Source organism: Mesorhizobium sp. GW821-FHT07A06 (genome assembly GCF_059419085.1).
The window spans coordinates 260,074-282,837 of record NZ_JBWKRC010000001.1 but is presented as its reverse complement, the minus strand read 5'-3'; the positions used below and the strand labels follow the sequence as shown (position 1 = coordinate 282,837).

General features: G+C 63.0%; 24 protein-coding genes. 9 read left to right on the top strand and 15 right to left on the bottom strand.

Annotation, left to right across the window (positions count from 1 at the left end):
* Nucleotides 1–75: 75 nt before the first annotated feature.
* The 4 genes from AC07SZ_RS01340 to AC07SZ_RS01325 all read right to left on the bottom strand — a co-directional run bounded on the left by AC07SZ_RS01340 (nucleotide 76) and on the right by AC07SZ_RS01325 (nucleotide 3,155).
* The gene (locus AC07SZ_RS01340) at nucleotides 76–1,503 is read right to left on the bottom strand and encodes an ATP-binding protein (RefSeq protein ID WP_494913039.1); all 1,428 of its coding nucleotides are present in this window, start codon (nucleotides 1,501–1,503) and stop codon (nucleotides 76–78) included.
* On the bottom strand, nucleotides 1,487–2,152 hold the full coding sequence (locus AC07SZ_RS01335; protein ID WP_056563567.1) for a response regulator transcription factor: 666 nt from the start codon (nucleotides 2,150–2,152) through the stop codon (nucleotides 1,487–1,489). The genes AC07SZ_RS01340 and AC07SZ_RS01335 overlap by 17 nt, the downstream gene beginning before the upstream one ends.
* 121 nt (nucleotides 2,153–2,273) lie before the next feature.
* Entirely contained in the window at nucleotides 2,274–2,573 is a 300-nt protein-coding gene (locus AC07SZ_RS01330) for a hypothetical protein (protein WP_494913038.1), read from the bottom strand.
* Between the two features lie 174 nt (nucleotides 2,574–2,747).
* Nucleotides 2,748–3,155: a DUF3168 domain-containing protein gene (locus tag AC07SZ_RS01325; RefSeq protein ID WP_494913624.1), complete on the bottom strand. Its 408-nt coding sequence runs from the start codon at nucleotides 3,153–3,155 to the stop codon at nucleotides 2,748–2,750.
* A 356-nt stretch (nucleotides 3,156–3,511) separates the two neighbouring features.
* On the opposite strand from AC07SZ_RS01325, the gene AC07SZ_RS01320 reads away from it, so the two are divergent.
* Nucleotides 3,512–4,300, top strand: a complete 789-nt coding sequence (locus AC07SZ_RS01320) for a 2-keto-4-pentenoate hydratase (protein ID WP_494913623.1) — start codon at nucleotides 3,512–3,514, stop codon at nucleotides 4,298–4,300.
* Here AC07SZ_RS01320 and AC07SZ_RS01315 read toward each other — a convergent pair whose 3' ends face one another.
* The 5 genes from AC07SZ_RS01315 to AC07SZ_RS01295 all read right to left on the bottom strand — a co-directional run bounded on the left by AC07SZ_RS01315 (nucleotide 4,301) and on the right by AC07SZ_RS01295 (nucleotide 9,254).
* Nucleotides 4,301–5,107, bottom strand: coding sequence for an ABC transporter permease (locus AC07SZ_RS01315; protein WP_494913037.1), 807 nt, complete (start codon nucleotides 5,105–5,107; stop codon nucleotides 4,301–4,303).
* On the bottom strand, nucleotides 5,107–5,940 hold the full coding sequence (locus tag AC07SZ_RS01310; protein WP_172374138.1) for an ABC transporter permease: 834 nt from the start codon (nucleotides 5,938–5,940) through the stop codon (nucleotides 5,107–5,109). Before AC07SZ_RS01310 ends, AC07SZ_RS01315 begins: the two co-directional genes overlap by 1 nt.
* A gap of 19 nt (nucleotides 5,941–5,959) precedes the next feature.
* The gene (locus AC07SZ_RS01305) at nucleotides 5,960–7,072 is read right to left on the bottom strand and encodes an ABC transporter substrate-binding protein (protein ID WP_056563580.1); all 1,113 of its coding nucleotides are present in this window, start codon (nucleotides 7,070–7,072) and stop codon (nucleotides 5,960–5,962) included.
* 69 nt (nucleotides 7,073–7,141) lie between these two features.
* Complete coding sequence (locus AC07SZ_RS01300; RefSeq protein WP_494913036.1) at nucleotides 7,142–8,236, bottom strand: ABC transporter ATP-binding protein; 1,095 nt, start codon at nucleotides 8,234–8,236, stop codon at nucleotides 7,142–7,144.
* A 121-nt stretch (nucleotides 8,237–8,357) separates the two neighbouring features.
* Complete coding sequence (locus AC07SZ_RS01295) at nucleotides 8,358–9,254, bottom strand: LysR substrate-binding domain-containing protein (RefSeq protein WP_056563585.1); 897 nt, start codon at nucleotides 9,252–9,254, stop codon at nucleotides 8,358–8,360.
* Between the two features lie 76 nt (nucleotides 9,255–9,330).
* Between AC07SZ_RS01295 and AC07SZ_RS01290 the strand changes: the two genes are divergently transcribed.
* From AC07SZ_RS01290 to AC07SZ_RS01270, 5 genes are all read left to right on the top strand, one after another.
* Nucleotides 9,331–10,917: a zinc-binding metallopeptidase family protein gene (locus AC07SZ_RS01290; protein WP_494913035.1), complete on the top strand. Its 1,587-nt coding sequence runs from the start codon at nucleotides 9,331–9,333 to the stop codon at nucleotides 10,915–10,917.
* 40 nt (nucleotides 10,918–10,957) lie between these two features.
* Nucleotides 10,958–11,890 (top strand): dimethylarginine dimethylaminohydrolase family protein, encoded by a 933-nt coding sequence (locus AC07SZ_RS01285; protein WP_056563588.1) that lies wholly within the window; start codon nucleotides 10,958–10,960, stop codon nucleotides 11,888–11,890.
* A gap of 192 nt (nucleotides 11,891–12,082) precedes the next feature.
* Nucleotides 12,083–14,236 carry a transglycosylase domain-containing protein gene (locus AC07SZ_RS01280; RefSeq protein ID WP_056563592.1) on the top strand — a complete coding sequence of 718 codons (2,154 nt, stop codon included), beginning with the start codon at nucleotides 12,083–12,085 and terminating at the stop codon, nucleotides 14,234–14,236.
* Nucleotides 14,237–14,346: 110 nt separating this feature from the next.
* A complete protein-coding gene (locus tag AC07SZ_RS01275) occupies nucleotides 14,347–14,931 on the top strand; it encodes a DUF1214 domain-containing protein (protein ID WP_172374143.1) in 585 nt (194 codons plus the stop codon).
* Nucleotides 14,924–15,493: a DUF1254 domain-containing protein gene (locus AC07SZ_RS01270; protein WP_056563599.1), complete on the top strand. Its 570-nt coding sequence runs from the start codon at nucleotides 14,924–14,926 to the stop codon at nucleotides 15,491–15,493. The genes AC07SZ_RS01275 and AC07SZ_RS01270 overlap by 8 nt, the downstream gene beginning before the upstream one ends.
* Nucleotides 15,494–15,575: 82 nt before the next feature.
* Here AC07SZ_RS01270 and AC07SZ_RS01265 read toward each other — a convergent pair whose 3' ends face one another.
* Complete coding sequence (locus tag AC07SZ_RS01265; RefSeq protein ID WP_056563609.1) at nucleotides 15,576–15,761, bottom strand: hypothetical protein; 186 nt, start codon at nucleotides 15,759–15,761, stop codon at nucleotides 15,576–15,578.
* Nucleotides 15,762–15,970: 209 nt separating this feature from the next.
* On the opposite strand from AC07SZ_RS01265, the gene AC07SZ_RS01260 reads away from it, so the two are divergent.
* Nucleotides 15,971–17,002 carry a hypothetical protein gene (locus AC07SZ_RS01260; protein ID WP_494913034.1) on the top strand — a complete coding sequence of 344 codons (1,032 nt, stop codon included), beginning with the start codon at nucleotides 15,971–15,973 and terminating at the stop codon, nucleotides 17,000–17,002.
* Here the strand turns inward: AC07SZ_RS01260 and AC07SZ_RS01255 are convergent.
* The 3 genes from AC07SZ_RS01255 to AC07SZ_RS01245 form a co-directional block, all read right to left on the bottom strand.
* Nucleotides 16,980–17,327, bottom strand: a complete 348-nt coding sequence (locus tag AC07SZ_RS01255; protein WP_172374145.1) for a DUF1491 family protein — start codon at nucleotides 17,325–17,327, stop codon at nucleotides 16,980–16,982. The genes AC07SZ_RS01260 and AC07SZ_RS01255 overlap by 23 nt on opposite strands.
* A 69-nt stretch (nucleotides 17,328–17,396) precedes the next feature.
* Nucleotides 17,397–18,194 carry a peptidoglycan-binding domain-containing protein gene (locus AC07SZ_RS01250; RefSeq protein ID WP_494913033.1) on the bottom strand — a complete coding sequence of 266 codons (798 nt, stop codon included), beginning with the start codon at nucleotides 18,192–18,194 and terminating at the stop codon, nucleotides 17,397–17,399.
* Nucleotides 18,169–19,932: a sensor histidine kinase gene (locus AC07SZ_RS01245; RefSeq protein WP_494913032.1), complete on the bottom strand. Its 1,764-nt coding sequence runs from the start codon at nucleotides 19,930–19,932 to the stop codon at nucleotides 18,169–18,171. Before AC07SZ_RS01245 ends, AC07SZ_RS01250 begins: the two co-directional genes overlap by 26 nt.
* 533 nt (nucleotides 19,933–20,465) lie before the next feature.
* On the opposite strand from AC07SZ_RS01245, the gene AC07SZ_RS01240 reads away from it, so the two are divergent.
* Both AC07SZ_RS01240 and AC07SZ_RS01235 read left to right on the top strand, forming a co-directional pair.
* Nucleotides 20,466–20,816 carry a DUF5330 domain-containing protein gene (locus tag AC07SZ_RS01240; protein WP_056563621.1) on the top strand — a complete coding sequence of 117 codons (351 nt, stop codon included), beginning with the start codon at nucleotides 20,466–20,468 and terminating at the stop codon, nucleotides 20,814–20,816.
* Nucleotides 20,817–20,935: 119 nt separating this feature from the next.
* Nucleotides 20,936–21,364, top strand: a complete 429-nt coding sequence (locus AC07SZ_RS01235) for a SufE family protein (RefSeq protein WP_056563624.1) — start codon at nucleotides 20,936–20,938, stop codon at nucleotides 21,362–21,364.
* 88 nt (nucleotides 21,365–21,452) lie between these two features.
* On the opposite strand, the gene AC07SZ_RS01230 is transcribed toward AC07SZ_RS01235, so the two are convergent.
* Nucleotides 21,453–21,878 (bottom strand): Ros/MucR family transcriptional regulator, encoded by a 426-nt coding sequence (locus tag AC07SZ_RS01230; protein ID WP_010915014.1) that lies wholly within the window; start codon nucleotides 21,876–21,878, stop codon nucleotides 21,453–21,455.
* A 447-nt stretch (nucleotides 21,879–22,325) separates the two neighbouring features.
* Entirely contained in the window at nucleotides 22,326–22,694 is a 369-nt protein-coding gene (locus tag AC07SZ_RS01225; protein WP_056565603.1) for an SH3 domain-containing protein, read from the bottom strand.
* Between the last annotated feature and the right edge of the window lie 70 nt (nucleotides 22,695–22,764).

Sequence of the window (22,764 nt, the reverse complement as noted above, 5' to 3'; positions counted from 1 at the left end):
CAGACCGCTCCGGGATCAATCGATATGCCGCCATGATATGCGCCGTCCATCGCTGCCGATCGGCCCTGAGTAGCATTACTGGAGGCTCCGCAATCGCACCACCGCCTTCAGCCCGCCCATGTCGGACCGTTCGAGCGCCAGTACGCCTCCATACTCGTTGATAAGGTCGGCGACAATGGCAAGCCCCAGACCTGTTCCCGGTTTTGTCTCGTCCAGGCGCCTTCCGCGCTTCAGCGCGTCGCGCGCCTTGTCCTCGGGGATGCCCGGGCCGTCATCCTCGATGATGATCTCGAAAAAAATGTCATCCTTGCCGGCCAGGGACGCAACCGAGACCGACACGGCGCTTTTTGCCCATTTCATCGCATTTTCGAGAAGATTGCCAAGCAGTTCCTCAAGGTCCTCGCGCTCTCCGGCAAAGACGATCTCGGTGGCCGGCAGCGACAGCGACAGGCCGGTCTGCGGGTTGAGCTTCTGCAAGACCCGCACCATGCGCTGGACCAGCGGCGCCACCGGCGTGCGATAGACGACGCTGTCGCGCTGCGCAGCGACGCGGGCGCGCTGCAGGTAATGGTCGACCTGCTTCTGCATCGAGGCGGCCTGTTCGGCGATCAATTGTCCCTTGGCGCCGCCAAGCGCCCTACCCTCGTTGAGCAGCACGGCAAGCGGCGTCTTCAGCGAATGGGCGAGATTGCCGACCTGGGTTCGCGAGCGCTCGACGATGCGTTTGTTGTTCTCGATCAAGGCGTTGGTTTCGTTGGCCAACGGTTCGATCTCAGCCGGGAAGCGGCCGTCGAGCCTCTGTGCGGTGCCCTCGCGCACCATGGCAAGCGCGTTCCTGACCCTGCGCAGCGGCTGCAAGCCGAGCAGAATGGCGATCGCGTTGATCGCGATCATGCCGACGCCGAACAGGCTGAGATAGGTCAGCAGGCGGCGCTGGAAGGTGGCGATCTCCTGTTCGAGTTCGCTCTGGTTGCCCATGACACGAAACCGCGCGGCGCGGTTCTTGGCGTCGAGGACGAATTCGCTCTCGAACACTTCGAGTTGCTCGCCGTCAATGCCTTCGGCCGCATAGCTACGCTGGAAGCTGGCATTGAAGGGCACCTCGGCCACGCTCGGCGACGGGATCTTGCTTGTCATCGACGACGAGTGAAGGTCGCCATGCACACCTTCCGAGGCAGGCTCAACCGACCAGTACCAGCCCGAATTCGGCTCCGAAAAGCGGAGGTCTCCGAGGTCGGGAGCACCGGTGAGCGCTCCCGTGTCTGAAATCCCGATGGAACCGATCAGGTTGAACAGATGCGCCGACAAAAGGCTGTCGAAGCCACGCTCGCTGGCCTGGCGATAGAGCGTGGTGATCAGGGTGAAGATGACGACAAGGGTCAGGATCGCCCATACAGTGGAAAAGGCGATCACGCGGAACGTCAGCGAACGCGGCCACAAACGCAGCGAAAGCGGCGCCCTTGCGGTTGGTTTGATCGGTTCCGAGTTACGCCTCCGGCTCACGCATGCGGTAGCCCATGCCACGCACGGTTTCGATCATGTCGATGCCCATCTTCTTTCGCAACCGCCCGACAAATACCTCGATGGTGTTGGAATCGCGGTCGAAATCCTGGTCGTAGAGATGCTCGACCAGTTCGGTGCGCGAAACGACCTCGCCCATATGGTGCATCAGATAGGCAAGCAGGCGGAATTCGTGCGAGGTCAGCTTCAGCGGCACGCCGTCGACATCGGCCTTCGACGCCTTGGTATCGAGGCGCAGCGGCCCGCAGGTGAGCTCCGACGAGGCATGGCCGGCGGCGCGGCGGATCAGCGCCCTGACCCTCGCCAGCACCTCCTCGATATGGAACGGCTTGGTGACATAGTCGTCCGCGCCAGCATCGATGCCGGAGACCTTGTCGCTCCAGCGGTCGCGCGCCGTCAGGATCAGCACGGGCATCTTGCGGCCGCCTCGGCGCCAGCGCTCGACCACGCTGATGCCGTCCATCTGCGGCAGGCCAATGTCGAGCACGACGGCATCGTAGGGCTCGGTATCGCCGAGGAAATGGCCTTCCTCGCCATCAAAGGCGCGGTCGACGACATAGCCGGCGTCGACCAGCGCGTCGGCTATCTGCCTGTTGAGATCCTTGTCATCCTCGACGACGAGTACGCGCATGCGGAGATCGACACCTGTTGAAGAGCTTGGTCAGATTGAAGACTTAGTCAGATTGAAGACTGGGCAGATATAGGCCGATTCCAGCGGCCTGGGAAACGTGGCCCGCAAGACGGGCATTGGGTCAGTTCTGCGGGACGACGATCTCGGAACGGCGCGGACGCTGTCCGTCCTTACCTGGCACCAGCACGACGATGACGCAGACCGGCTGGCCGCCTCGTGTCGACTGCGAGGCCTTGGCCAGCGTTCCGCCATTCTGCTCTGCCACCTGCTGGCCGATCGCGTAGCAGTCGGATGCGGCCAGGACGATCGGGCTGGTCTGGTCTGGCGCGATCACCGGCATCGCTGTCGCCTGCGACGCGAACAGCCCGGCAGCACAGAGCGCCAGGATCGCGGTTCGAAAGTGGGAGCGAAGCGTTTTCATGGTCGGCGTTGTAACGCATCGGTGCTGAACGTGAAATGAACAGTGATCGACACGAAAATCATGCCCGATACTCCCCCTGAAACGCGAGACGCCCGATGGTGATTTCGACGCCCCAACCCGACGAAATCCCGAAAACGCCAGTCTAGACTCCGTTTCGGTCAGATTGGAAGCGTATCAGGCATTTTCCTGTGTCAGCGCACGAAACCGCAGCAGCCCGTGATGGACAAGGAGATCTTCGTCGTAACGGGCCTCGGTGAATTCGAGCGATAGGCGTGTCTTGCCGCGCCGGCCGACCACCAGAGCGGCGTTGGCAAGGCGGGTCTTGATGGCGGCCATGATGGCAAGGGTTTCGTCTTCACCATGAGCTTTCGACCAGACGTGCAGCGTGATCAGCTGATCATCGTTGTTCTCGGCACCGGTATCCCAGTCAAAGGCGCTGGTCTGGCCACAAGTCACATAAGGGAACGCGGCATTGTCGGCCGCCCTTTCGAGCAGCCCGGCGCCACCGAGCAGCGCCGACAACGACTTGTCGGTTTTGAGCCTCAGAAAAAGTGCCTGCAGCAAATCGCCGGGCGCTGTCATATTCATTCCTCGAGCTGCTCTGCAACCGACAATGCGTTTCCAAGTCTGCCGGTTTCCCTATGCCTTGCCGGATATAGCGTTGGCTACGGGAAAACGATGGCGATTCGTTATAAGAATCATAAGTGCCGATGATCTCGAAAATACGACTTGCCGACAATCCAACCGTAGACGCGGAAGAGCCGGACTAGCAAGCCGCGCATCAAGCATCGGCGCCGCCCGGCAGGCGGCGCAGGAATTTGGTGTCCCGCTTGCCTGATCGCGCGATCTTGCCTCATATGGAACCGGTCCACGATGGAATGTTCCTTGCCGGTTCTGGCCGGGCAACGGGGCATCTTCCGCAGATTTCGGAGCTGACGATGCTCGATCCAGAAAAGGCCAGAGCCGCGTCCCGGTTGCTGGTGGACCATTGGTACAAGGGCACCCGTCTCGACGCCATACCCCTCGAGTTGCGGCCGCGAACGCGGATCGACGGTTACGCCATCCAGTCGCATGTGATGGATCGCTCAGCGGCCCCGCTTTTCGGCTGGAAGATTGCAGCAACCAGCCTCGCCGGACAAAGGCATATCAACGTCGACGGCCCGATGGCCGGGCGTCTCATCGCCGAGAAATCGGTCGAGGTTGGCGGCACCGTTTCGCTCGCGACGAGCAAGATGCGCGTGGCGGAGATCGAATTCGCCTTCCGCTTCGGCCACCAGGTGCCACCGCGTTCGGTACCCTATGAAATCGCCGAGGTGATGGATGCCGTGGCGACCTTGCACCCGGCGATCGAAATACCGGACTCACGCTATGATGATTTCTGCGCCGTCGGAGCGCCGCAGCTCATAGCCGACAACGCCTGTGCCAACCTGTTTGTCATCGGCGAGTCTATAGAAGACAACTGGCGCGACGTGAACCTCGCGGAGCACCCGGTGATCGGGTTCGTTTCAGGCAAATCGCGGCACGATGGAACGGGCGCGGCAGTGCTGGGCGACCCTTGGATCGCGCTCACATGGATCGTCAATGAACTGTCGGGCCTGGGCATGGCACTTGAGCCGGGGCAGGTGGTGATTACAGGCACCTGCGTGACGCCGATAAGCGTCGAGGCCGGCGACGAAGTGATTGGCGATTTGGGCCGGTTCGGCCGCGTGTCGGTACGGTTTGTCTAGCTAGGCTCCGGTCCGCAACCTGACCACGAAGCTGCGCACCGCAAGCACCAGCACTGTGATGATGATCAGGATCACCGACAGGGCCGCGATCGCCGGGTCGATGTTGTCGCGCAGGCCCATCCACATCAGGCGCGGCAGCGTGATGGCATTGACCGAGGTGATGAACAAGGTAACGCCAATCTCTTCCCAGGACAGCACGAAGGACAAAAGCGCCGCGGTGATAATGCCGAACTTGATGTTGGGCATGATGATGCGGGTGGCACGCTCCCAGACACTGGCGCCTAGCCCCCTCGCCGCAAGGTCGATGCGCCGGTCTATCTGGCTGAGCGAGACCAGGATCAGCACCGTGGCGAAGGGTACCGTCATCACCGAATGCGCCATGGCGACGCCGAGCCAGGTGTCATAGCCGAAGAACGAGCTTACGCCTGAGATCGAGGTCAGCAGGAAGTAGAGCGTGATCGCCGAGACCACCGGCGGCACCACCATCGGCAACAGCACGAACCCCACGAGCGCGGCGGTGAAGCGGGGCTGGAACATCCAGACACCGAGGCTGAAGCAGAGCGCCAGCACGGTGGAAATCGCGCTGCTGACGATCCCGATCCGGATCGACAGCAGGATCGACTGGATCCAGCGCGGGTCCTCGATCAGCGATCGATAGTGGCGCAGCGACAGCTCACCCGAAGGCATAGCCAGCATGCGGCTCGGCGTCAGCGACACCGGAATGACGGCGAGCAGCGGCATCAGCAGGAACAGCGCCACCAGAGCGGCGATGATCAGCGAAACGGGCCCGGGGCGATAGGTCGGCATCAGATCAACTGCTTCGGTCTGACATAGCGGAACAGCAGCGCCATCAGCGCGCCCACGAACAGCACCAGCACGACGCTGATCGCAGCCCCCAGCCCCCAGTCCGGGCTCTGGAAAATCCTGAGATAGATCAGTTCGGCGATCATTACGCTGCGGCCGCCACCGAGGATCGCCGGCGTGACGAAGAAGCCGAGCGAGAAGACGAAGACGATCAGCGCCGAGCCTATGATGCCGGAGCGCGTCATCGGCACGAACACCGTCCAGAAGGTGCGCATGCGGCTGGAGCCCAGCCCGCGCGCGGCAAGCAGCACGCGGTCGTCGAGGCTGCGCATGGCCGATGCCAGGGGAAAGACCGCGAAGGGAATGAGGAAATGCGTCATGCCGACGACGACGCCAAACTCGTTGCGCACCAGGGTCAGCGGTTCGGAGATGAAACCAATCGATTGCAGCCAGGTGTTGATCAGGCCCCGATTGGACAAAAGCGCTACCCAGCCGAAGGCGCGGGTCAGCACCGAGATCCAGAATGGCACCAGAATGCAGAACTCGGCGATGAGGCGCTGCGCCGGGCTGCCGCGCACCCAGACCACCGTGATGGCATAGGCTGCGGCGACGGAAACGACAGTGACGATCGCCGCGATGCGCAGCGTGCGGACGAACACCGATTGGACCAGATCGTCGGTGAGCAACGCTTCATACTGGCCAAGCCCCGGCGTCGGCAGAGTAAAACTCCACTTCACAACGCCGAGAAACGGCCAGGCATAGGCCAGGACGAGGAACAGGAGCAGCGGCGCCATCAACAGCGCCGCGCCCATCCTGTCGGAGAGAACACCTCTCATCTCAGGTCAGCATCCGCTGTCAGGCGGAGATGATCTTGGTGTATTCGTCGAGCGCCGCGCCGTAGTTCTTGGCGTACCACTCCATGTCGAGCGCGATCTGCTTCTTCATGTTCTCGGGATCGACCGGGTTGATGCGCTTCTTGTCGGCGGGGATCAGCGCGTCGGCCGCCGGATTGGCCGGACCCTGGCCGAGTTTTTCGAACATGACGAGCTGCTTTTGCGGATCCTGTGCGCTGGCGATGAACTTCATCGCCGCGTCCTTGCCGCCGGGGTTGTTCTTGAGCACGGCCAACGCGCCGGGCGAGATCAGGCCCTGGTCCCAGATGAACTTGATCTTGCCGCCGGAATCCTGCTCGATCAGCGAAGCGCGGGTCGACCAGACGATGGCCATCGAGGCCTCGCCATTGAGCAGCACGCTCTGGCTCTCGGCGCCGCCGCCCCAGTAGGCGACGACATTTTCCTTGAAGGCGGCGATCTTGTCATGTGCCCGCTTCAGGTCGAGCGGATAGAGCGAAGCCGGCGCGATGCCGTCGGCCAGAAGGGCCGCTTCCCAGCTCGACACGCCCCATTTGTAGAGCGAGCGCTTGCCGGGGAACTTCTTCACGTCGAAGAAGTCGGCCATGCCTGTCGGGGCATCCTTGCCGTATTTTTCTGAATCGTAGGCGATGACATAGGAGAAGAAATAGGTCGAGGCGGCATACTCCCAGCCGAAGCCGGGCCGCATCTTCGTCTTGTCGACGATCTTGTAGTCGATCGGCTCGAGCGCCCCCTGGGCGCCGAGCGTGATGGCCGAGAACGGATCGACGTCGACCAGATCCCAGGTCGGCGCGCCGCTCTTGAACTGCGCCGAAATGGCGCCCTCCGTCGGGCCCGAGCCGTCCATCTTCACGGTGATGCCGGTTTCCTTGGTGAAGGCCTGGCCATAGGCCGCATCATAGGCGGTGATGGCGTCGCCGCCCCAGTTGACCAGCACCAGTTCCTTGGCCTGGGCAAAGGCGCCGGTCGAGCGCAGCAGCATCGGCGTGCCGGCAAGCACGAGGGCCGCCAACTGCGTGAACTGGCGGCGCGAGATCTCGCCGCGTCTGGTCCTTTCGGACAGCGTTTCGATTGCCTGTTTCTTGGTGTCGTTCATGTCAGTTCCCCTTTGTTTTAGTTGATTTCAATCCGGAAGCCGGTGCGGCGGATCAAGCCGCGCCGGCGCTCATTGTCCTCCATCCGGAAGGAGGAAACCCTTTTCCGCCGGCCAGGTCAGCCAGACGGAATTGCCCTTGCTCAGCGCCGCGGCCGCGACCTCGTTCGGCACCGAGACGGTCACTTTCGCGCCTTGCCGCGTGGTCAGGTCGAGCTTGGTCGCCGCACCCATATAGGTCGAGGCAATGGCGGTCGCGGCAATGCCGTTTTCGCCGGCCGCCGCCTCGCGCGCGATCGACATGTGTTCGGGCCGGATCGCCAGGATGGCGTCTCCACGGACTTTCTCGGCCTTGCAGTGCATGCTGACCGCGCGGTCCTCGCAAAGGCCCGTCGAGCCATTGTCCGCGGGCCTAACCCCCTTCAGCGGCAACATGTTGATTTCGCCGAGGAACTCGGCGACGAAGCGGTTGTCCGGCCGGTCATAGACTTCGTCCGGCGCGCCGACCTGCAGCAATTTGCCATGATTGAAGATGGCGACGCGCGAGGACAGCGCCAGCGCCTCGCTCTGGTCGTGGGTGACGAAGACGAAGGTGGTGCCGGTTTCCTGGTGCAGGCGCTTCATCTCTGCCTGCATCTGGCCGCGCAGGCTCTTGTCCAGCGCCGAGAACGGCTCGTCGAGCAAAAGCACGCCCGGCTCGAACACCAGCGCCCGGGCCAGCGCCACGCGCTGCTGCTGGCCGCCGGAGAGCTGCGCGGGCAGCTTCTTCTCGTGGCCGATCAGGCCGACGCGCTCGATCATCTCGCCGACGCGCTTCTTGATCTCGGAGGCCGATTTCTTGCGGACCTTGAGCGGGAAAGCGATGTTGGCCTCGACGCTCATATGCGGGAACAGCGCATAGCCCTGGAACACCATGCCGGCGGCGCGCTGCTCGGCCGGGCGGTTGGTGATGTCAGCGCCATCGCTGAGGAGACGGCCCTCGGTCGGCTGCACGAAGCCGGCCAGGATCATCAGGAAGGTAGTCTTGCCCGAGCCGGAGGGGCCGAGCAGCGTGAGGAACTCGCCGCGGCCGATATTGAGCGTCAGATTGTCCAACGCACGGAACGAGCCGAAGCTCTTGCCGATCCCGATTGCCTTGATCTCTGCGGCCCGGCCGGGTTGCTGCATCCTGCCTCTTCCTCAGTCCCAGGTGGAAATCGTAGGCAGGCCGGCGGCTCACCGCAACCGAATAGTTTTCGCCTGATCGGCAAATTTGATTCACGTCTGGGCGGCTGGCGCCATTTCGCCCTCAATAGGGCTGAATGCGGTTCTCCGAAAGCTTCGACCTCAGCCACCCCGCGAACGCATCCAGCACCGGGTGCGAAGCCTTGGCGTGTTCGGAGACCAGGAAATAGGAGCGCGGCGACTTGATCGCGATGTCGAACGGCCGGACCAGCCGGCCTTCGCTGAGTGCCCGGCGGCTGGTCAGTTCGTCGCCCATGGCGATGCCCTGGCCGGCTATCGCCGCCGAGAAGACGAGGTTCATGTCGGAAAAGAAGATGCCGCCCTCGGTGTCGGGGTTTTCGACCTTGGACAGGGCCAGCCAGCGCGCCCAATCCTCGGTATCATCGAGATGGAGCAGGTTGGCCCGCAACACGTCCGCCGGTTTCGAAAAGCCGCCGACCTTGTTCAGCAGCGTCGGGCTGCAGAGCGGCGTGAACGAAATTTCGCACAGCAGCTCGGCCATGCGGTTCGGCCAGTTGCCGACGCCAAAGGCGATGAAGGCGTCGGCCTCCGCGTTGCTGACATCGTCGAGCCGCCTGGGCGTCAGGATACGCAGCGCCACATCAGGGTACATCTGCCGGAATTCGCCAATATGGGTGCATAGAAAAAGCGAGGCGAAGCCCGGCGTACAGGAGACGGCGAACGAACCGCCGACGCCGGTGCCGGCATCGCGCGTCACCGCATCTCCGAGAACGGTCAGCGCCTTGCGCACGTCACTGGCATAGCGCTGGCCGCGCGGGGTGAGCGCGACGCCCTTGCCGATGCGCTCAAGCAGATCGAAGCCGAGGTCGCGCTCAAGCAGCCGCAACTGGTGACTTACCGCGCTGCGCGTGAGGTGCAGTTCGTCGGCGGCGCGCCAGACGCTGCCGTGGCGGGCGAAACTGTCGAGGGCGCGCAGCGCCTGTGTGGAGGGAATTCTCAAGAGGTGAACCGAATTTGCACGAACCGGGAAAACATATCACTTTTTGGCGAGCCGCTTCACTGCTTTCTTTGATGCCATGGACAAACCGGTGACGACATCAGCGCAAGCGACCGCGCTTGCCTGCCTCGATGGCATCCAGCCCTCGCTGTCGGAATGGACGCGGACCATTTTCGATTTCGGCGAGACCGCTTGGCGCGAGTACCAGTCGGCCGCCTGGTATGTGGCGCGGCTGAAGCATGAGGGCTTTTCCGTCGAGGAAGGCTCGGGCGGCATGCCGACGGCGTTCTGCGCTCACTGGACGAATGGCGCCGGGCCGACGATCGGCATGTATGCCGAGTACGACGCCGTGCCCGGCAATTGCCAGGACGCGGTGACGGTAAAACAGCCACGGCCCGGCCTTGGCGTCGAGGCCGGCGGCCACACCGATCCGCATTCGGGGCTCGGCATGGCAAGCCTCGGCGGCCTGCTTGCGACCAAGGCGGCCATGCAGCGCCACGGCATTCCAGGCACGCTGCGTTTCACCGGCGAGCCGGCGGAGAAGGTACGCGGCTCCAAGCCGATCCATGCGGCCAGGGGCTACTATGACGGCCTTGCTGGCATGATCTCCTTCCATCCCTTCTACATGCTGCCGCTCTGCAACACGGCGCGTTGGGACACGCATTGCGGCGCTGCCTACGCCATGATCTACCGCTTCGTGTGCGACGAGCCCGAAAGCTGGGTTCGCGCGGGCGATGGAGCACCGATCCCGCAGGCGCATTCTGCCGTGCGGGCGCCCGGCGCCAACGACGCGCTGATGACGATGTACATGGCCTCCAAGGCGCTGCGCGATTCCATGTTGCCGCACCAGGGCGGCTGGTCGATCAGCGAGGCGATCCTGACCGCCGGCCAGGCAACCGCCGACAATCTGCCGGCGGGGCTGGCCGAGATCCAGTACATGATCCGCGTCCCGACCATCGGCATGGCCGAACAGGTCACCGCCGTGCTCGATCGCAACGCCGCGGCCGCCGCCGCGATCAGCGGCTGTCGATACGAGCGCCACTGGGTGTCGAAGTCGCGGCCCGGGCTGGCCAATCACGCCATGGCCGGGATCGCCTATGACGCGCTCTCGACGGTCGGAGCACCACACTGGGACGAGCCCGCGAAGGCGGTCGCGCGCGAAATCCAGGTCAATGCCGGTGGCGCGGCAACCGAAAATCCCTTCATCGATGAGCTGGAGAGGCTGATTTCGCCGCAAGAGGCCGAAGCGATCCTGCGCCGCGACCTGCCGCCCTCGCAGGTGAATTCGACCTCCGACGACTACACCGACATGAGCTGGCATGCGCCGACCGCGCGCTTCTATGTCGCGCGCCCGGCGCTGCGCTCGGCGAATGGCCACGCCTATCCCTCCTGGGTGATGAATGCGCTGGGCGGCATTTCCGCCACCGTCGACCCGATGGTCACCTGTGCGGCCAAGACGGTCGCGCTGTCGGCGCTGCGCCTGCTCGAAGACGGAAAAGCCCGCGATGCGGCGATGGATGAGTTCGTCACTCGCACCGGCGGCGGCATTGGCGGCGCGAACTGGATCGCGCCGCTCTGCGACTACGAACCACCGATCAATTTCCGCTGGCCGGAATATGTCACCACGGCGCGCGGCCGCGACTGGTGGATCCCAAGCAACGCATGACCCGACCAACCCTTGAGAACAAGCCCACGAGGAGAACACCATGACCGTTCATGATCGCATCGTCGCCGAGCCGTTTTCGCTGCAGCGCCGCAATCCGGCCGGCGGCACCAAGCCGCTGACCGCCTGGGGCTTCGCCAACGAAACCGACGTGCTGACCGACGTGCTGCTCGGATCGCCGAACTTCCTGCGCCATCTGTCGACCAGTTCCCTGTCACGAAAACATTTGCGCGAGGCGCCGTGCAACGTCCAGATCGCGCAGGCGCAGCACAAGGACCTGGTTGCCGCCTATGAGCATTTCGGCGTGAACATCCACTGGCACGAGCCGACGCCGGAACTGCCGATGCAGGTTTATTCCCGCGATTCCAGCGTCATGACGCCCTATGGCGCCATCATCACCGCCATGGCCAACTGGTGGCGGCGCGGCGAGAACTACGCCGCCATCCGCACCTACGAAAAGCTCGGCATCCCGATCTACGACATGGTCACGGCGGGTACCTTCGAGGGCGGCGACTTCAACGTCATCGAGGATGGTGTGGTGCTGATCGGCTGCGGCGGCGCCCGCACGCAGGAGGAAGGCGCTCGCCAGGTACAGGCCTGGTTCGACAAGGAGGGCTGGGAGACGCGCATCGCCTTCATCGACGAATACTATGTCCATATCGACCTGATGGTGGTGCCGATCGCCGAAAAGCTCACCGCGGTCTGCCTCGCCTGCACCGAGCCCGGCATTGTCGACTGGCTGAAGGGCAAGGGCCATGAGATCATCGATGTCCCCTTCCAGGACACGATGGCGCTCGGCTGCAACTTCATGTCGCTCGGCAAGGACCGGGTGATCGCGCCGACCTCCAGCAGGACGCTGATCGAAAAGCTCAAGGCGCGCGGCTTCGAGGTCGCGGCCGTCGACATGAGCGAGATCTCCAAGACCGGTGGCGGCATCCACTGCATGGCGCAGGCCCTGAAGCGCGAAGCGGCCTGAATAGCGCAGGCCTTCCAGGCGGGGCGATCGGTTACGGCCGTTCCCCCGCTCCGCCATCAACAAACCTTGCGGCTGTGTCCTCGCCGCCCTTGTGAGCGTCGGCAAAATGGATGAATAGTCCAAACAGGGCGCCGCCCTGAAATTGCCCGCTTGCGGTTTTCAGGTCGCGCCACAGCCGAGCCGGGTTTTTGAATGGTCAGCCCTGAACCGCGCAAGAGAAGAGGTCCGATCGCCTCCCGCCTTCTGGCGCTGGATGCCTGGATCGATTCCTCGCTCTACGAGATCGGGTTCAAGGCGCGCCAGTTCTGGGAGGCGGCGACAATCTTCTCGCGGCGCTTCCGTCTCAAGGGCTGGCGGCGCGGCATCATCGAGATCTTGAGCGAAGGTTTTACGCTCGGCGCCGGCGGCATCGTGGTCATGCTGGCGCTGGCCATCCCGGCGTTCCAGGATACGGCCGGCGATTGGCGCGCCCAGGGCGATTTCGCCGTCACCTTCCTCGACCGCTATGGCAACGAGATCGGCCAGCGTGGCATCATCCAGCGCGACTCGGTGCCGGTCGACGAGATGCCCGATCACGTCATCAAGGCAGTGCTCGCCACCGAGGATAGGCGTTTCTTCGATCATTACGGCATCGATGTTCTGGGCCTGTCGCGCGCGATTTTCGAGAATGTACGCGCGAACTCGGTCGTCCAGGGCGGCTCCAGCATCACCCAGCAGCTGGCCAAGAACCTGTTCCTGACCAATGAACGGACCTTCGAGCGCAAGATCAAGGAAGCCTTCCTGTCGCTGTGGCTCGAAGCCAATCTGTCGAAGAAGGAAATCCTGCAGCTCTATCTCGACCGCGCCTATATGGGCGGTGGCACGTTCGGCATCGAGGCGGCGGCCGACTTCTATTTCGGCAAGAGCGTCAAGGACCTGAACCTTGCGGAGGCGGCGATGCTGGCCGGCCTGTTCAAGGCGCCGACCAAATACGCACCGCACATCAACCTGCCGGCAGCGCGTGCCCGCGCCAATGTGGTGCTGTCCAACCTGGTCGATTCCGGTTTCATGACCGAAGGCCAGGTGCTGCAGGCAAGGCTGCACCCGGCCGACGTTGTCGATCGCGGCGAGCAGAAGAGCCCCGACTATTTCCTCGACTGGGCCTTCGACGAGGTCAAGAAGATCGCCAAGCCTGGCCAGCACTCGCTGGTTGCCCACACCACCTTCGACGCCAACATCCAGAAGGCGGCGGAAGAGTCCGTCGAGTTCCACCTGCGCCAGTTCGGCAAGGAGTACAACGTCACCGAAGGCGCCGTGGTCGTCATCGAGACCAATGGCGCGGTGCGGGCGATCGTCGGCGGCCGCGACTACGGCGCCAGCCAGTTCAACCGCGCCACCAAGGCGCTGCGCCAGACCGGCTCTTCGTTCAAGCCCTACGTCTACGCCACGGCGATGGAACACGGCTTCACACCGAACTCTGTCATTTCGGGCGGACCGATCAGCTGGGGCAACTGGTCGCCGCACAATTACGGTGGCGAGTCGGCGGGCAACATCACGCTGCTGATGGCGATGGCCAAGTCAATCAACACCGTGCCGGTGCGGCTGGCCAAGGACCATCTCGGCATCGGTCCGATCAAGGCGATGGCGGAATCATTCGGGGTGGAATCGCCGCTGGAGGGTCACAAGACCATGGTGCTCGGCACTTCGGGCATGACCGTGATGGACCAGGCGACGGGCTACAGCGTGTTCGCCCAGAACGGCTTCGTCGGTTCCCGGCACGGCATCACCCAGCTCGTCACCCGCACCGGCGACGTGGTGTATGACTGGACCAAGGATGCGCCGCCGCCACACCGGGTGCTCTCCGAGCAGGCACTGAAATCCATGAACACCATGCTGACGGCAGTACCGGTGATGGGTACGGCGCGGCGTGCCCAGATTCCCAACATCGTCGTCGCCGGCAAGACCGGGACGACGCAATCCTACCGCGATGCCTGGTTCGTCGGCTTCACCGGCAACTACACGGCGGCCGTGTGGCTGGGCAATGATGATTTTACCCCGACCAAGAACATGACCGGCGGCTCGCTGCCGGCGATGGTCTGGCAGCGCCTGATGGTCTACGCGCACCAGAACATCGACCTGAAGCCGATCCCGGGTATCGACAAGCCGTTCGTCGACGAGCAGATCGCGGCCAAGGCCGCGGACGCGCAGAAGAAGAGCGAGGAACAGGCCGCGGCCGAGGCGGCGGCCGAACGCCCGCCGGTGCTGTCGAGCCGGACCACGCAGACGCTGAGGGATATGACCCAGCTGTTCCAATCGGCGCCCAAACTCGACGCACCTACCCCGCCCGAAACGCTTTCGGCACTGTGACATCCGCCCCGGCGCGGGCCAGCCGAGGTGCAAATCCACCACGCCGGCTTGCCACGAGACCCCGCGCCGCGATATCCCCGAACGGCAATCCTTCGCGCACGCGGCCCTTCATGCTCAAGAATGCCTTCCTGATGCTGCTTTCGCTTGCCATAGCCATTGGCGGCGGCGGCGCCAGCGTCTGGTATGCGCTGAAGATCCAGGACGGCGTCGGGGCGATCCGCATCGGCCAATGGACCGCCTTCCCCGACATCGGCACACCGGCCGCCGACCCTTATTCCAAGGCGCGCGTGGCGCGCGAGGGCGTGCTGGCGCTCGGCCGCGCCGAGGGCCTGTCCTTCGTCGCGGAAAATGATGCCGCGGGCGACCAGCTCAAGCGGGAATGCAGCTACAGGATAGAGGGCGGATTTCCGACAGCCCGCTTCTGGACGCTCTACGCCGCCGATCAATCGCTCGGCGTCGTCGAGACCGGCAAGCCGCGGCTTGCGGCCCTTCAGTCCTACGAGGTGCTGCGCCAGGCCGACAATTCGGTGATCATTTCGGTCAGCCATCACCCGATGCCCGGCAACTGGCTTTTGACCGACGGTTCCGGCCGGATGTACTTCGTCCTGACCTTCTACGACACGCCGATCGCCAGCAGCACCGGCCTGTCGGACGTTTCGCTGCCCAGGATCGTGAAGGCCGGCTGCGATGCGTAATGTCCCAGCCGCGCTGCGCCGTCTTTTCCATGCCGTCCTGCTCGGCCTTGTCGGCGCCGGCATCGTGCACATCGTGGTGCTGCTTCTGGTGCCGGAGTTTTCTGAACGCGACGCCTGGTCGCGCCTGTCCATGGCGTCCGATCTCTACAGAATGAATCGGCTCGATGCCGAGGCGGGCGGCGCGCCGGTGGTGAAATCGGTCGACCCGCTATTCTATGCCACGGCCTGCCGGTTCGACCTGGAGGAAGGAATGGTTCGGATCAAGGCGCCGGGGAACGTCCCCTTCTGGTCGGTCTCGGTCTATGACCGCAGTGGCCATAATGTCTATTCCTTCAACGACCATACGGCGACCGGTGGCAAGCTCGATGCCGTGGTGCTGACGCCAGCCCAGATGATCGATGTGCGCAAGGACCTGCCCGAGGATCTGCAGGGGGCGATCTTCGTCGAGGCGCCGATCGACGAGGGCATCTTCGTCATCCGCAGCTTCGTACCGGACGACAGCTGGAAGCCGATCGTGTCGCGCTTTCTCGATCAGAGTTCCTGCGAACTGCAGGATTTCTAGGCCGGATCGGGGCCTGATATCCGTATCAGAACAGCCGGCGGCGAATGCTGCCTGATGAGCCAGTCTGCCGCGTCAGGAAAACTCAGTGATGCGGCACCGGCGTCCGTGGCGATCCCGGCTTGTCGGGTCCGGCAGGCCGCGCCTCGCCGGTGCTGGACCGCTCATAGCGGATGCCGGGAAAGATAATGACCGCCGCCGGTATTTCGGTGGTTTGCTTGGCTCGATTGGTCGGTGCCGCACGCGGCACGAAAGACAGTACCATGCCCATGATTCGCGCATTCCTCTCGGTTTCCCCGGAGCACAACGCAACGCCTCCAATATCATTAAGGCCGGCAGAGGGTTAACGGAACGCTAACGGATCACCGCTAACTTGATCTTTGTCTTGAGGTCTGGACGTTCTGACCGAGGCAATCGCCAAACCGACATGGTCCCGGTTGAGCGTGATCAAGGCTGTGTATCGAGTATCGGGTATCCTTCGTGTCATCTTCGGACTTCAGGCAAATCGCGATACGGACGGAATCGGGCAAGGCCGAAAGGCTGTTCCGCGCCGCGGTGTCGGCGTTCTGCTCGCTGACGCGCCCATCGCGCCGCGAGATCGGCCAGCTTGAGGACCTGACGCTGCCGCTGTTCGACGATGTGTCCGTCGAATCGCGACGCTACGTGGCCGCCGCCCTTTCCGAATGCGAATATGCCCCCGCCGCGTTGGTGCGGCGCCTGTGCGAGGAACCGGTCGACATTGCCGCGCCGCTGCTGATCCGCTCGCGCGCCGTCAGCGATATCGACCTGATCGCGCTGATCGGTCGGCACGGACTGCCGCATGCGCGCGCCATCGCGCGCCGCAAGGACCTGAACCCGACCATCGCTGATCTGATCAGAGTGCTCGAAAGACCGACGCTGGTGCGGGTGCGGGATCCGGAGGTATCGGCCCCCACGAAACCAGCCGCCGCGCCCGTCAATGCGCAAGCGGCAGAGGACAGCGCGACAAGACAACAGGCTCCCGGCATTGCCGCAGAGAATGCACGACGCAGGCTGCGCTCCATGATGCGCTCCGGCGACGAAGCCTTGGCGGCGAGGGTCGATGCGTTCCCCGGTTCGGATACCTATGTCAAACTGCGCGAGACGGCGCTGACGGGAAACGCCGCGTTCTTCCAAACGGCGCTTGCGGATGCCCTAGACATTGATTTCTCGACCGCGCGTTCGCTGACCGCCAACCAGAGCTACTCCTCATTGCTTGCGGCGCTGCGTTCGCTCGACCTCAGCGAGGACCGGGCCTTCCTGATCACGGTCGCCATCTATCCCAGCCTGTTTCCGCATCCGCAGGCCATCCGCACCTATCTCGACCGCTACCGCCTGCTGCATCGCGATGTGGCACTGGACAAGGTGCGGGTATGGAAGGCCGAGACCGTGTCCAGGATGGTTCGTGACGCCTCGTCGGCGAATCGCGACGGCCGCAAGGCCTCGAACAGCGACGATGTCGCCCCCCTCCTCAGGGCGTCTTCACGGAAATAAGTTCTTCCACCGGAACGGTCCCGGCCTCGATCTCGACCACCCAGATGTCCGGATCGAACTTCTTTTCCTTTTCAAGACGGGCATCGAGCACGGCCGGATCATCGCTGGCGCCGAGAAGGCTGAAGAAACGATCATCGGGTTTGGCCGAATCATAGCTTGTCTGCGGCGCGGGCCCGTAGAGAGCGACGTCACCCAGCCTGCCCCGCGTCAGCACGAAAACAGCACCGGCCTCGGTTGCGCCACGGTTGACCACGGCGGCAAATCCGCCGGCGCCGAAAACGCGGCGCACCAAGGCCGAAACCCACAGATCCGATGTGACGCGCATGAGACAGCTCCGAAAGCGTGCGGGCTATCTAGCGATAATTCCGCCGCTCGGCGAGCCGTCATTTCCCGATCAGTTGGTCAGGCCTATCTCGCGCATCTTGACGTAGACGATCTCGTCGGGTTCGCCGGTCTGCGGCAGGCCGAACAGCGACTGGAATTCCTTGATCGCCGCCTTGGTGCGCGCCCCGACGACACCGTCCAGCTGCATGTCGTCATTGCCGAACGCCTTGAGCCCGGCCTGGATCTTGACGATGCGGGGGTCGGGTCCCTGGGCCGGGGCGGTATCCGTCTGTCCGGCAATCGCCTGCCCGGAATTTGTCTGCAGGGACACCGGAACGGCGGCCTGCGTATCCGGGCGAGGCTGCGGTTTGGGCACGGAGGCGGTCTTCGGCGTTGCGCCAAGCTGATCGAGCAACAAGGCATCGATCTCGCCGGTAGCGTTGAGCCCGACCTTCTGCTGGTAGGCCTGTATGGCCTTGCGCGTGTTGGGGCCGGAAATGCCGTCGACCGTGCCGGAATAGAAATCGAGATCCTTCAATATGCCTTGCACCTGCTCGACCACCGGGTCGCCCTTCATCGGGGCGGGCGCGGCGTTGGGCCGCACGATGTTGATCGTCGTCTCCGGCTCGTCAGAGGCAGTGCGCGGAAAACCCTGGAAATTGCGGGTGGCGAAGAACGCCCCCGCATGCGGGAAAGGCTGATACCACAGCGCATTCGCCGAGACATAGAACAGCGTCACCAGGAATGCCGTCGATCCACCCACCAGGACCGGGTTGCGCGAAATCATGCCGCCGACGGCCAAGGCGCCGTCCTGGAAGGCGTTGCTGCGGCGTTTGACCGCCTTAGGCTGTTTTGCGGAGCGAGCCACTTCTGTCCCCTTTCGCCCTCGTCACCGGCATCGTCAGCACCGCTGTCTCCTTCGCCGGGCGCCCCTTCGGCCCGTTGACCGGCAGGCTGATGGTCACCGTGGTGCCCTCGCCCGGCATGCTTTCGATCGACATGGTGCCTTCGTGCAGCGCCACCAGCCCCTTCACCAGTGAAAGGCCAAGACCGGTTCCTTCGAAACGGCGCGTATAGTCGTTCTGGATCTGCATGAAAGGCTTGCCGAGGTTGGCGAAGTCCTCCTCGGCGATGCCGATGCCGGTGTCCCTGACCCAGAAATGCAGGCGCGAGCCGATGCGCTTGGCACCAACGACAACATCGCCGCCATCGGGCGTGAACTTGATCGCATTGGAGACGAGATTGATGAGGATCTGCTGCACCGCGCGGCGATCGGCGTTGATGTCGCCGGCGTCGGGAGCGATCTGCGTTTGCAGGTCGATGTTCTTGGCCTGCGCCTGCAGCCGCATCATCGACTGGCACATCTCGACGGCTTCCATGAACCGGAACGGCTCCGGTTCCGCCGTGTAGGCGCCCGATTCGATCCTCGACACGTCGAGTATGGATGTCACCACGGCCAGAAGGTGCTGGCCTGAATCCCGCACCAGGCCGACATATTCCTTCTGGCGCGGATCCTTGAAGGCGCCAAACATCTCATGCAGCAGCATGTCCGAGAAGCCGATGATGGCGTTCAATGGCGTGCGCAGTTCATGGCTCACCACCGCCAGGAACCGTCCCTTGGCCACTTCGGCGGCGGCTGCCATCTCATTGGCCTGCGCGAGTTCCCCGCGCAGCCGGGCAGTTTCGTCATTTTCGCGCAGGACCAGCGTGAAGACATCGCCCTGCTCCTCACCGCGCACCAGTTCGAGCAGGAACGGCCGATAATTGTCGGCCATCAAGCGGCTGTCATTTTGGCGATTGTCATTCTGGCCGTTGCCGTTCTGGGGCAGCCTGATGCGCAGTTCGAGGCGGCGCGACAGGGCACCATCACGCATGTCGGCAAGAGCGCTGAGATAGGAGACACGGTCCGACAGATGGACACGGTCGAAAAAGCCGGTTCCGGAAAGCAGTTCAGGCGGCAATTTCAAAAGCGTGCGCGCCTTGGCGGACGCGTCCAGGACTTCGCCGTGGCGAGCGACCCGCAGGATCACCGCGTCGATGATGTCTTCCAGCCGGTCGCCGGGATCCAGCGCATCAGCCGCACCGGTGTTATCGCGAAACGCCGATACGCGCGGGATGAGCGTCAGGGCCCAGGCCAACGGCACCAGCCAATGCCAGGCCACGATCTGCGCGCCCGCGAAGGGCAGGAAGGCCGCTGCCAGAGGCTGAAGGGCAATGGCGGCAATGGCCGAGACCGCTCCCCACAGGGCCGCCCGCCGCGAAGCGCCGATCCACCAGGCTTCGAAAGGCAGCGCCACGGCAAGCATGGCGACGGGAGAGCTCAACCCGCCGGCGGCGGCGATGAGGCCGCCAAGGGCAACAGCCGCCATCGCCAGGGCGATCGGGGCCGCCGCGGCCATCTTGCCGGTTGCCGCCACCAGCAAGGCGACGAACCAGCAAAGACCGAAGGCGGCGAAGATGGCGGCCATGGTCACAGCGGCGCCCATGCCTGATGTGACCAGCGTGACAGCCGCACCAGCGGCAAAGAATGGCGCCGCCAGCATGACGCCGATGAAACGGCGTTGGCGTTCGCGGCCGCTCTGCCCAAGAATGGAGGGATGGACCATACGTTCGCAACCGGCGGCAATCGCGCCAGGCAATTCAGCGTATCTGGCCTTGATTGGCATCAACTCAACGCACTCGCACTCGTCGTGAACAGCTCTGCCTTTGCAGATTGTTTTGATTGGCTCTGAAACTCTCATCCAGCGTTTAAGGAATGGATAAGGCAGGGCCGACCAAAGCCCGGCCTGCGGCAAATATCGGGACGGAGGCGGCCGAAAACCCGGGCAAATGCCGCCATAGTAAATGGAGGGTTATCTCCGAACGCCCGACGTCAGCGGACCGTCGATGGAAAGAGAACCGCCCCAATCCGAGGAAACATGAATAGAAACAAGCAGATGGATGGTTATCAGATGGTAACGAAAATCCTCCCGATATGAGACAAATCCACTGCAAAACGCTTTGTTTCGAATTTGCCTAAAATTTGAGGAAAATTCTCTGCGAACCTGCAAGCCGTCCTTTGTGCCTGTGTGCCAAGATCCTGCCCATAAAAGAGGTCATGCCACATGATGCATGATCCGGTCACGACGAGAGGCGAGGCATGTTCTTCCTGATAAGAATGGCTTTCTGGTTTTCACTGGTGCTCCTTGCGCTGCCGCTGAGTGTCGGTTCCGAAGAACCCGGGCAGGAAAGCGTCGGGCCGATCCAGGCCCTGTTCGCGGCACGCGACGCGGTGGGTGACATTGCCGGCATCTGCGAGCGCAAGCCCGATGTCTGTGAAACCGGCAAATCGGCGATGCACACCATCACCGCACGCGCCAAGGAGACGGCCAAGATCGCGGCCGCCATGCTGGACGACAAGTCCGCTGGCCCCGACACCTCGACAATGACGGGCAGCGTGCCGGAAGAGATCGTCCTGCCCGAGACCGTCAACCTGCCGGTAAAGAACTAGGCTGCCCATGAACAGTTAAGCCGTCTCGACGGCACGCCGCGGGCCGTCTGCCCTCTCGACGCCCGCGGTGTTCTTGTTTTTTCCGTGACGCGGCACTGCCGCATGACTATATCCGGGTCATGGCGACCACGATCCAGACGATCCGCGATGACTTCTCCTTCCTCGATGAGTGGGAGGACCGCTATCGTTACGTCATCGAGCTCGGCGAAGCTTTGCCTCCCTTTCCCGATGCGGAACGCAACGCCGCCAACAAGGTGCCAGGTTGCGTCAGCCAGGTCTGGCTGACCACCGAAAAGGGACCGGGCAGCGATCCGGTCATTACCTTCACCGGCGATTCGGACGCCCATATCGTGCGCGGGCTGGTCGCGATCATGCTGGCGCTGTTTTCAGGAAGGACCGCCAGCGAAATCCAGAAAACCGATGCGGAAGCGACGCTGAAGGCGCTCGGACTGGACGAACACCTGTCGCCCCAGCGCGCCAATGGTCTCCGCTCGATGGTCAAGCGCATCAAGCGCGATGCCGAGGCGGCACTCAGGCAAACCGCCTGACGCCCCTGTCGGCCACAACAAGCCTCTCCCCAAAAGTCAAACGGCGCCCGGAGGCGCCGTCAACGTCGCTTCGACCTGACAGCGGCGACTACCGCGCCTTGCGCTTGCGGCCAAGGCCCATCTTCTTGGCAAGCTGCGAGCGGGCCGCCGCATAGTTCGGGGCAACCATCGGGTAGCTCGGGTCGAGGTTCCACTTTTCACGATACTGGTCCGGCGTCAGATCATAGTGGGTCATCAGGTGACGCTTGAGCGACTTGAACTTCTTGCCGTCTTCAAGACAGACAATGTAGTCGTCATGGACCGAGCGCTTCGGATTGACAGCCGGCTTCTGCTTGTCGGCAGGGGGCTGTTCGGCGGTTCCGCCCACGCGCCCGAGAGCGGCATGGACATCGGATATGAGGTTCGGCAGTTCGCCGACCGGTACGGGATTGTTGCTGACATAGGCGGCCACCACATCGGCGGTCAGCTCAATCAGCGCATCATTGTTTCTGGAAGGTGTTTCGACAATATCCATGATCTTCAGGCCCCAACAAGAGTTACATCGGTTTGCGCCCCTTTTCAGGCAGGGCATTGCACGAATTTTATGAAGGTAGAATTTCAGTGATTCGTGTCAAGGTCACATCAATGCGACCTGAGAGCAAGTAAGTCAATTCGCTCTTCGCGTTGTATTTGCGAAAGTTGATCAAATATTGGCCAGTCAGCTTCAATCTTTCGTGCGTTATGTATTTTCCGATATTTCGCGCGCCAAACCGACAAAGGCTGACGTTACGTCAGATCATCGTTACATTCGCGACAACTCACAAAACAGGCTTTCAATGCTCCGGTTTGCTTTGCCATCGCGTGAACAGTCTTGGTTGTCACATCCGCCCGCGAAACCATAGGTTGCCGCCCACCTTTCATGCAGGCGATCAGGCGGCATGTCCGCCAGCCTGCCGCCTCGGGGCCAATCGATGCCGCTCGATCAATACGGGGTGATGAACTTGCCATGGGCCCAGCCCGTGACGAAGGTGCCGTTCCTGGCCGGATCATGCCAGATCTCACACCAGCGATAGCGAACAGTCTGCCGCTGCTTCCATGCAGGTTGATTGACGATGTCGAGCAGGTTTATGCCATCGGTACATCGTCCGGTCATTTGCAGGATGGTACCGTTCGGGTATGCGGCCTGCTTCCGGGATGTGGCTGATGGATATTTACGCACGTTGAGCGTGTCGCCGAACGGCACATTGGCCACTTGCCAAGCCGCGAATACGGTCGCATGAGACTGGCCAGCAAAGACCAGTGTTAGCGAAGCAGCGGCGAAAGTCGCCGCAATCCGAGACCGAATGGTCATCATCTTTCCTCCCGGCCCATCTCAAGGAGCCGACACCACCTCTAGGCTGCAACCCTTGAACCCACCCTGA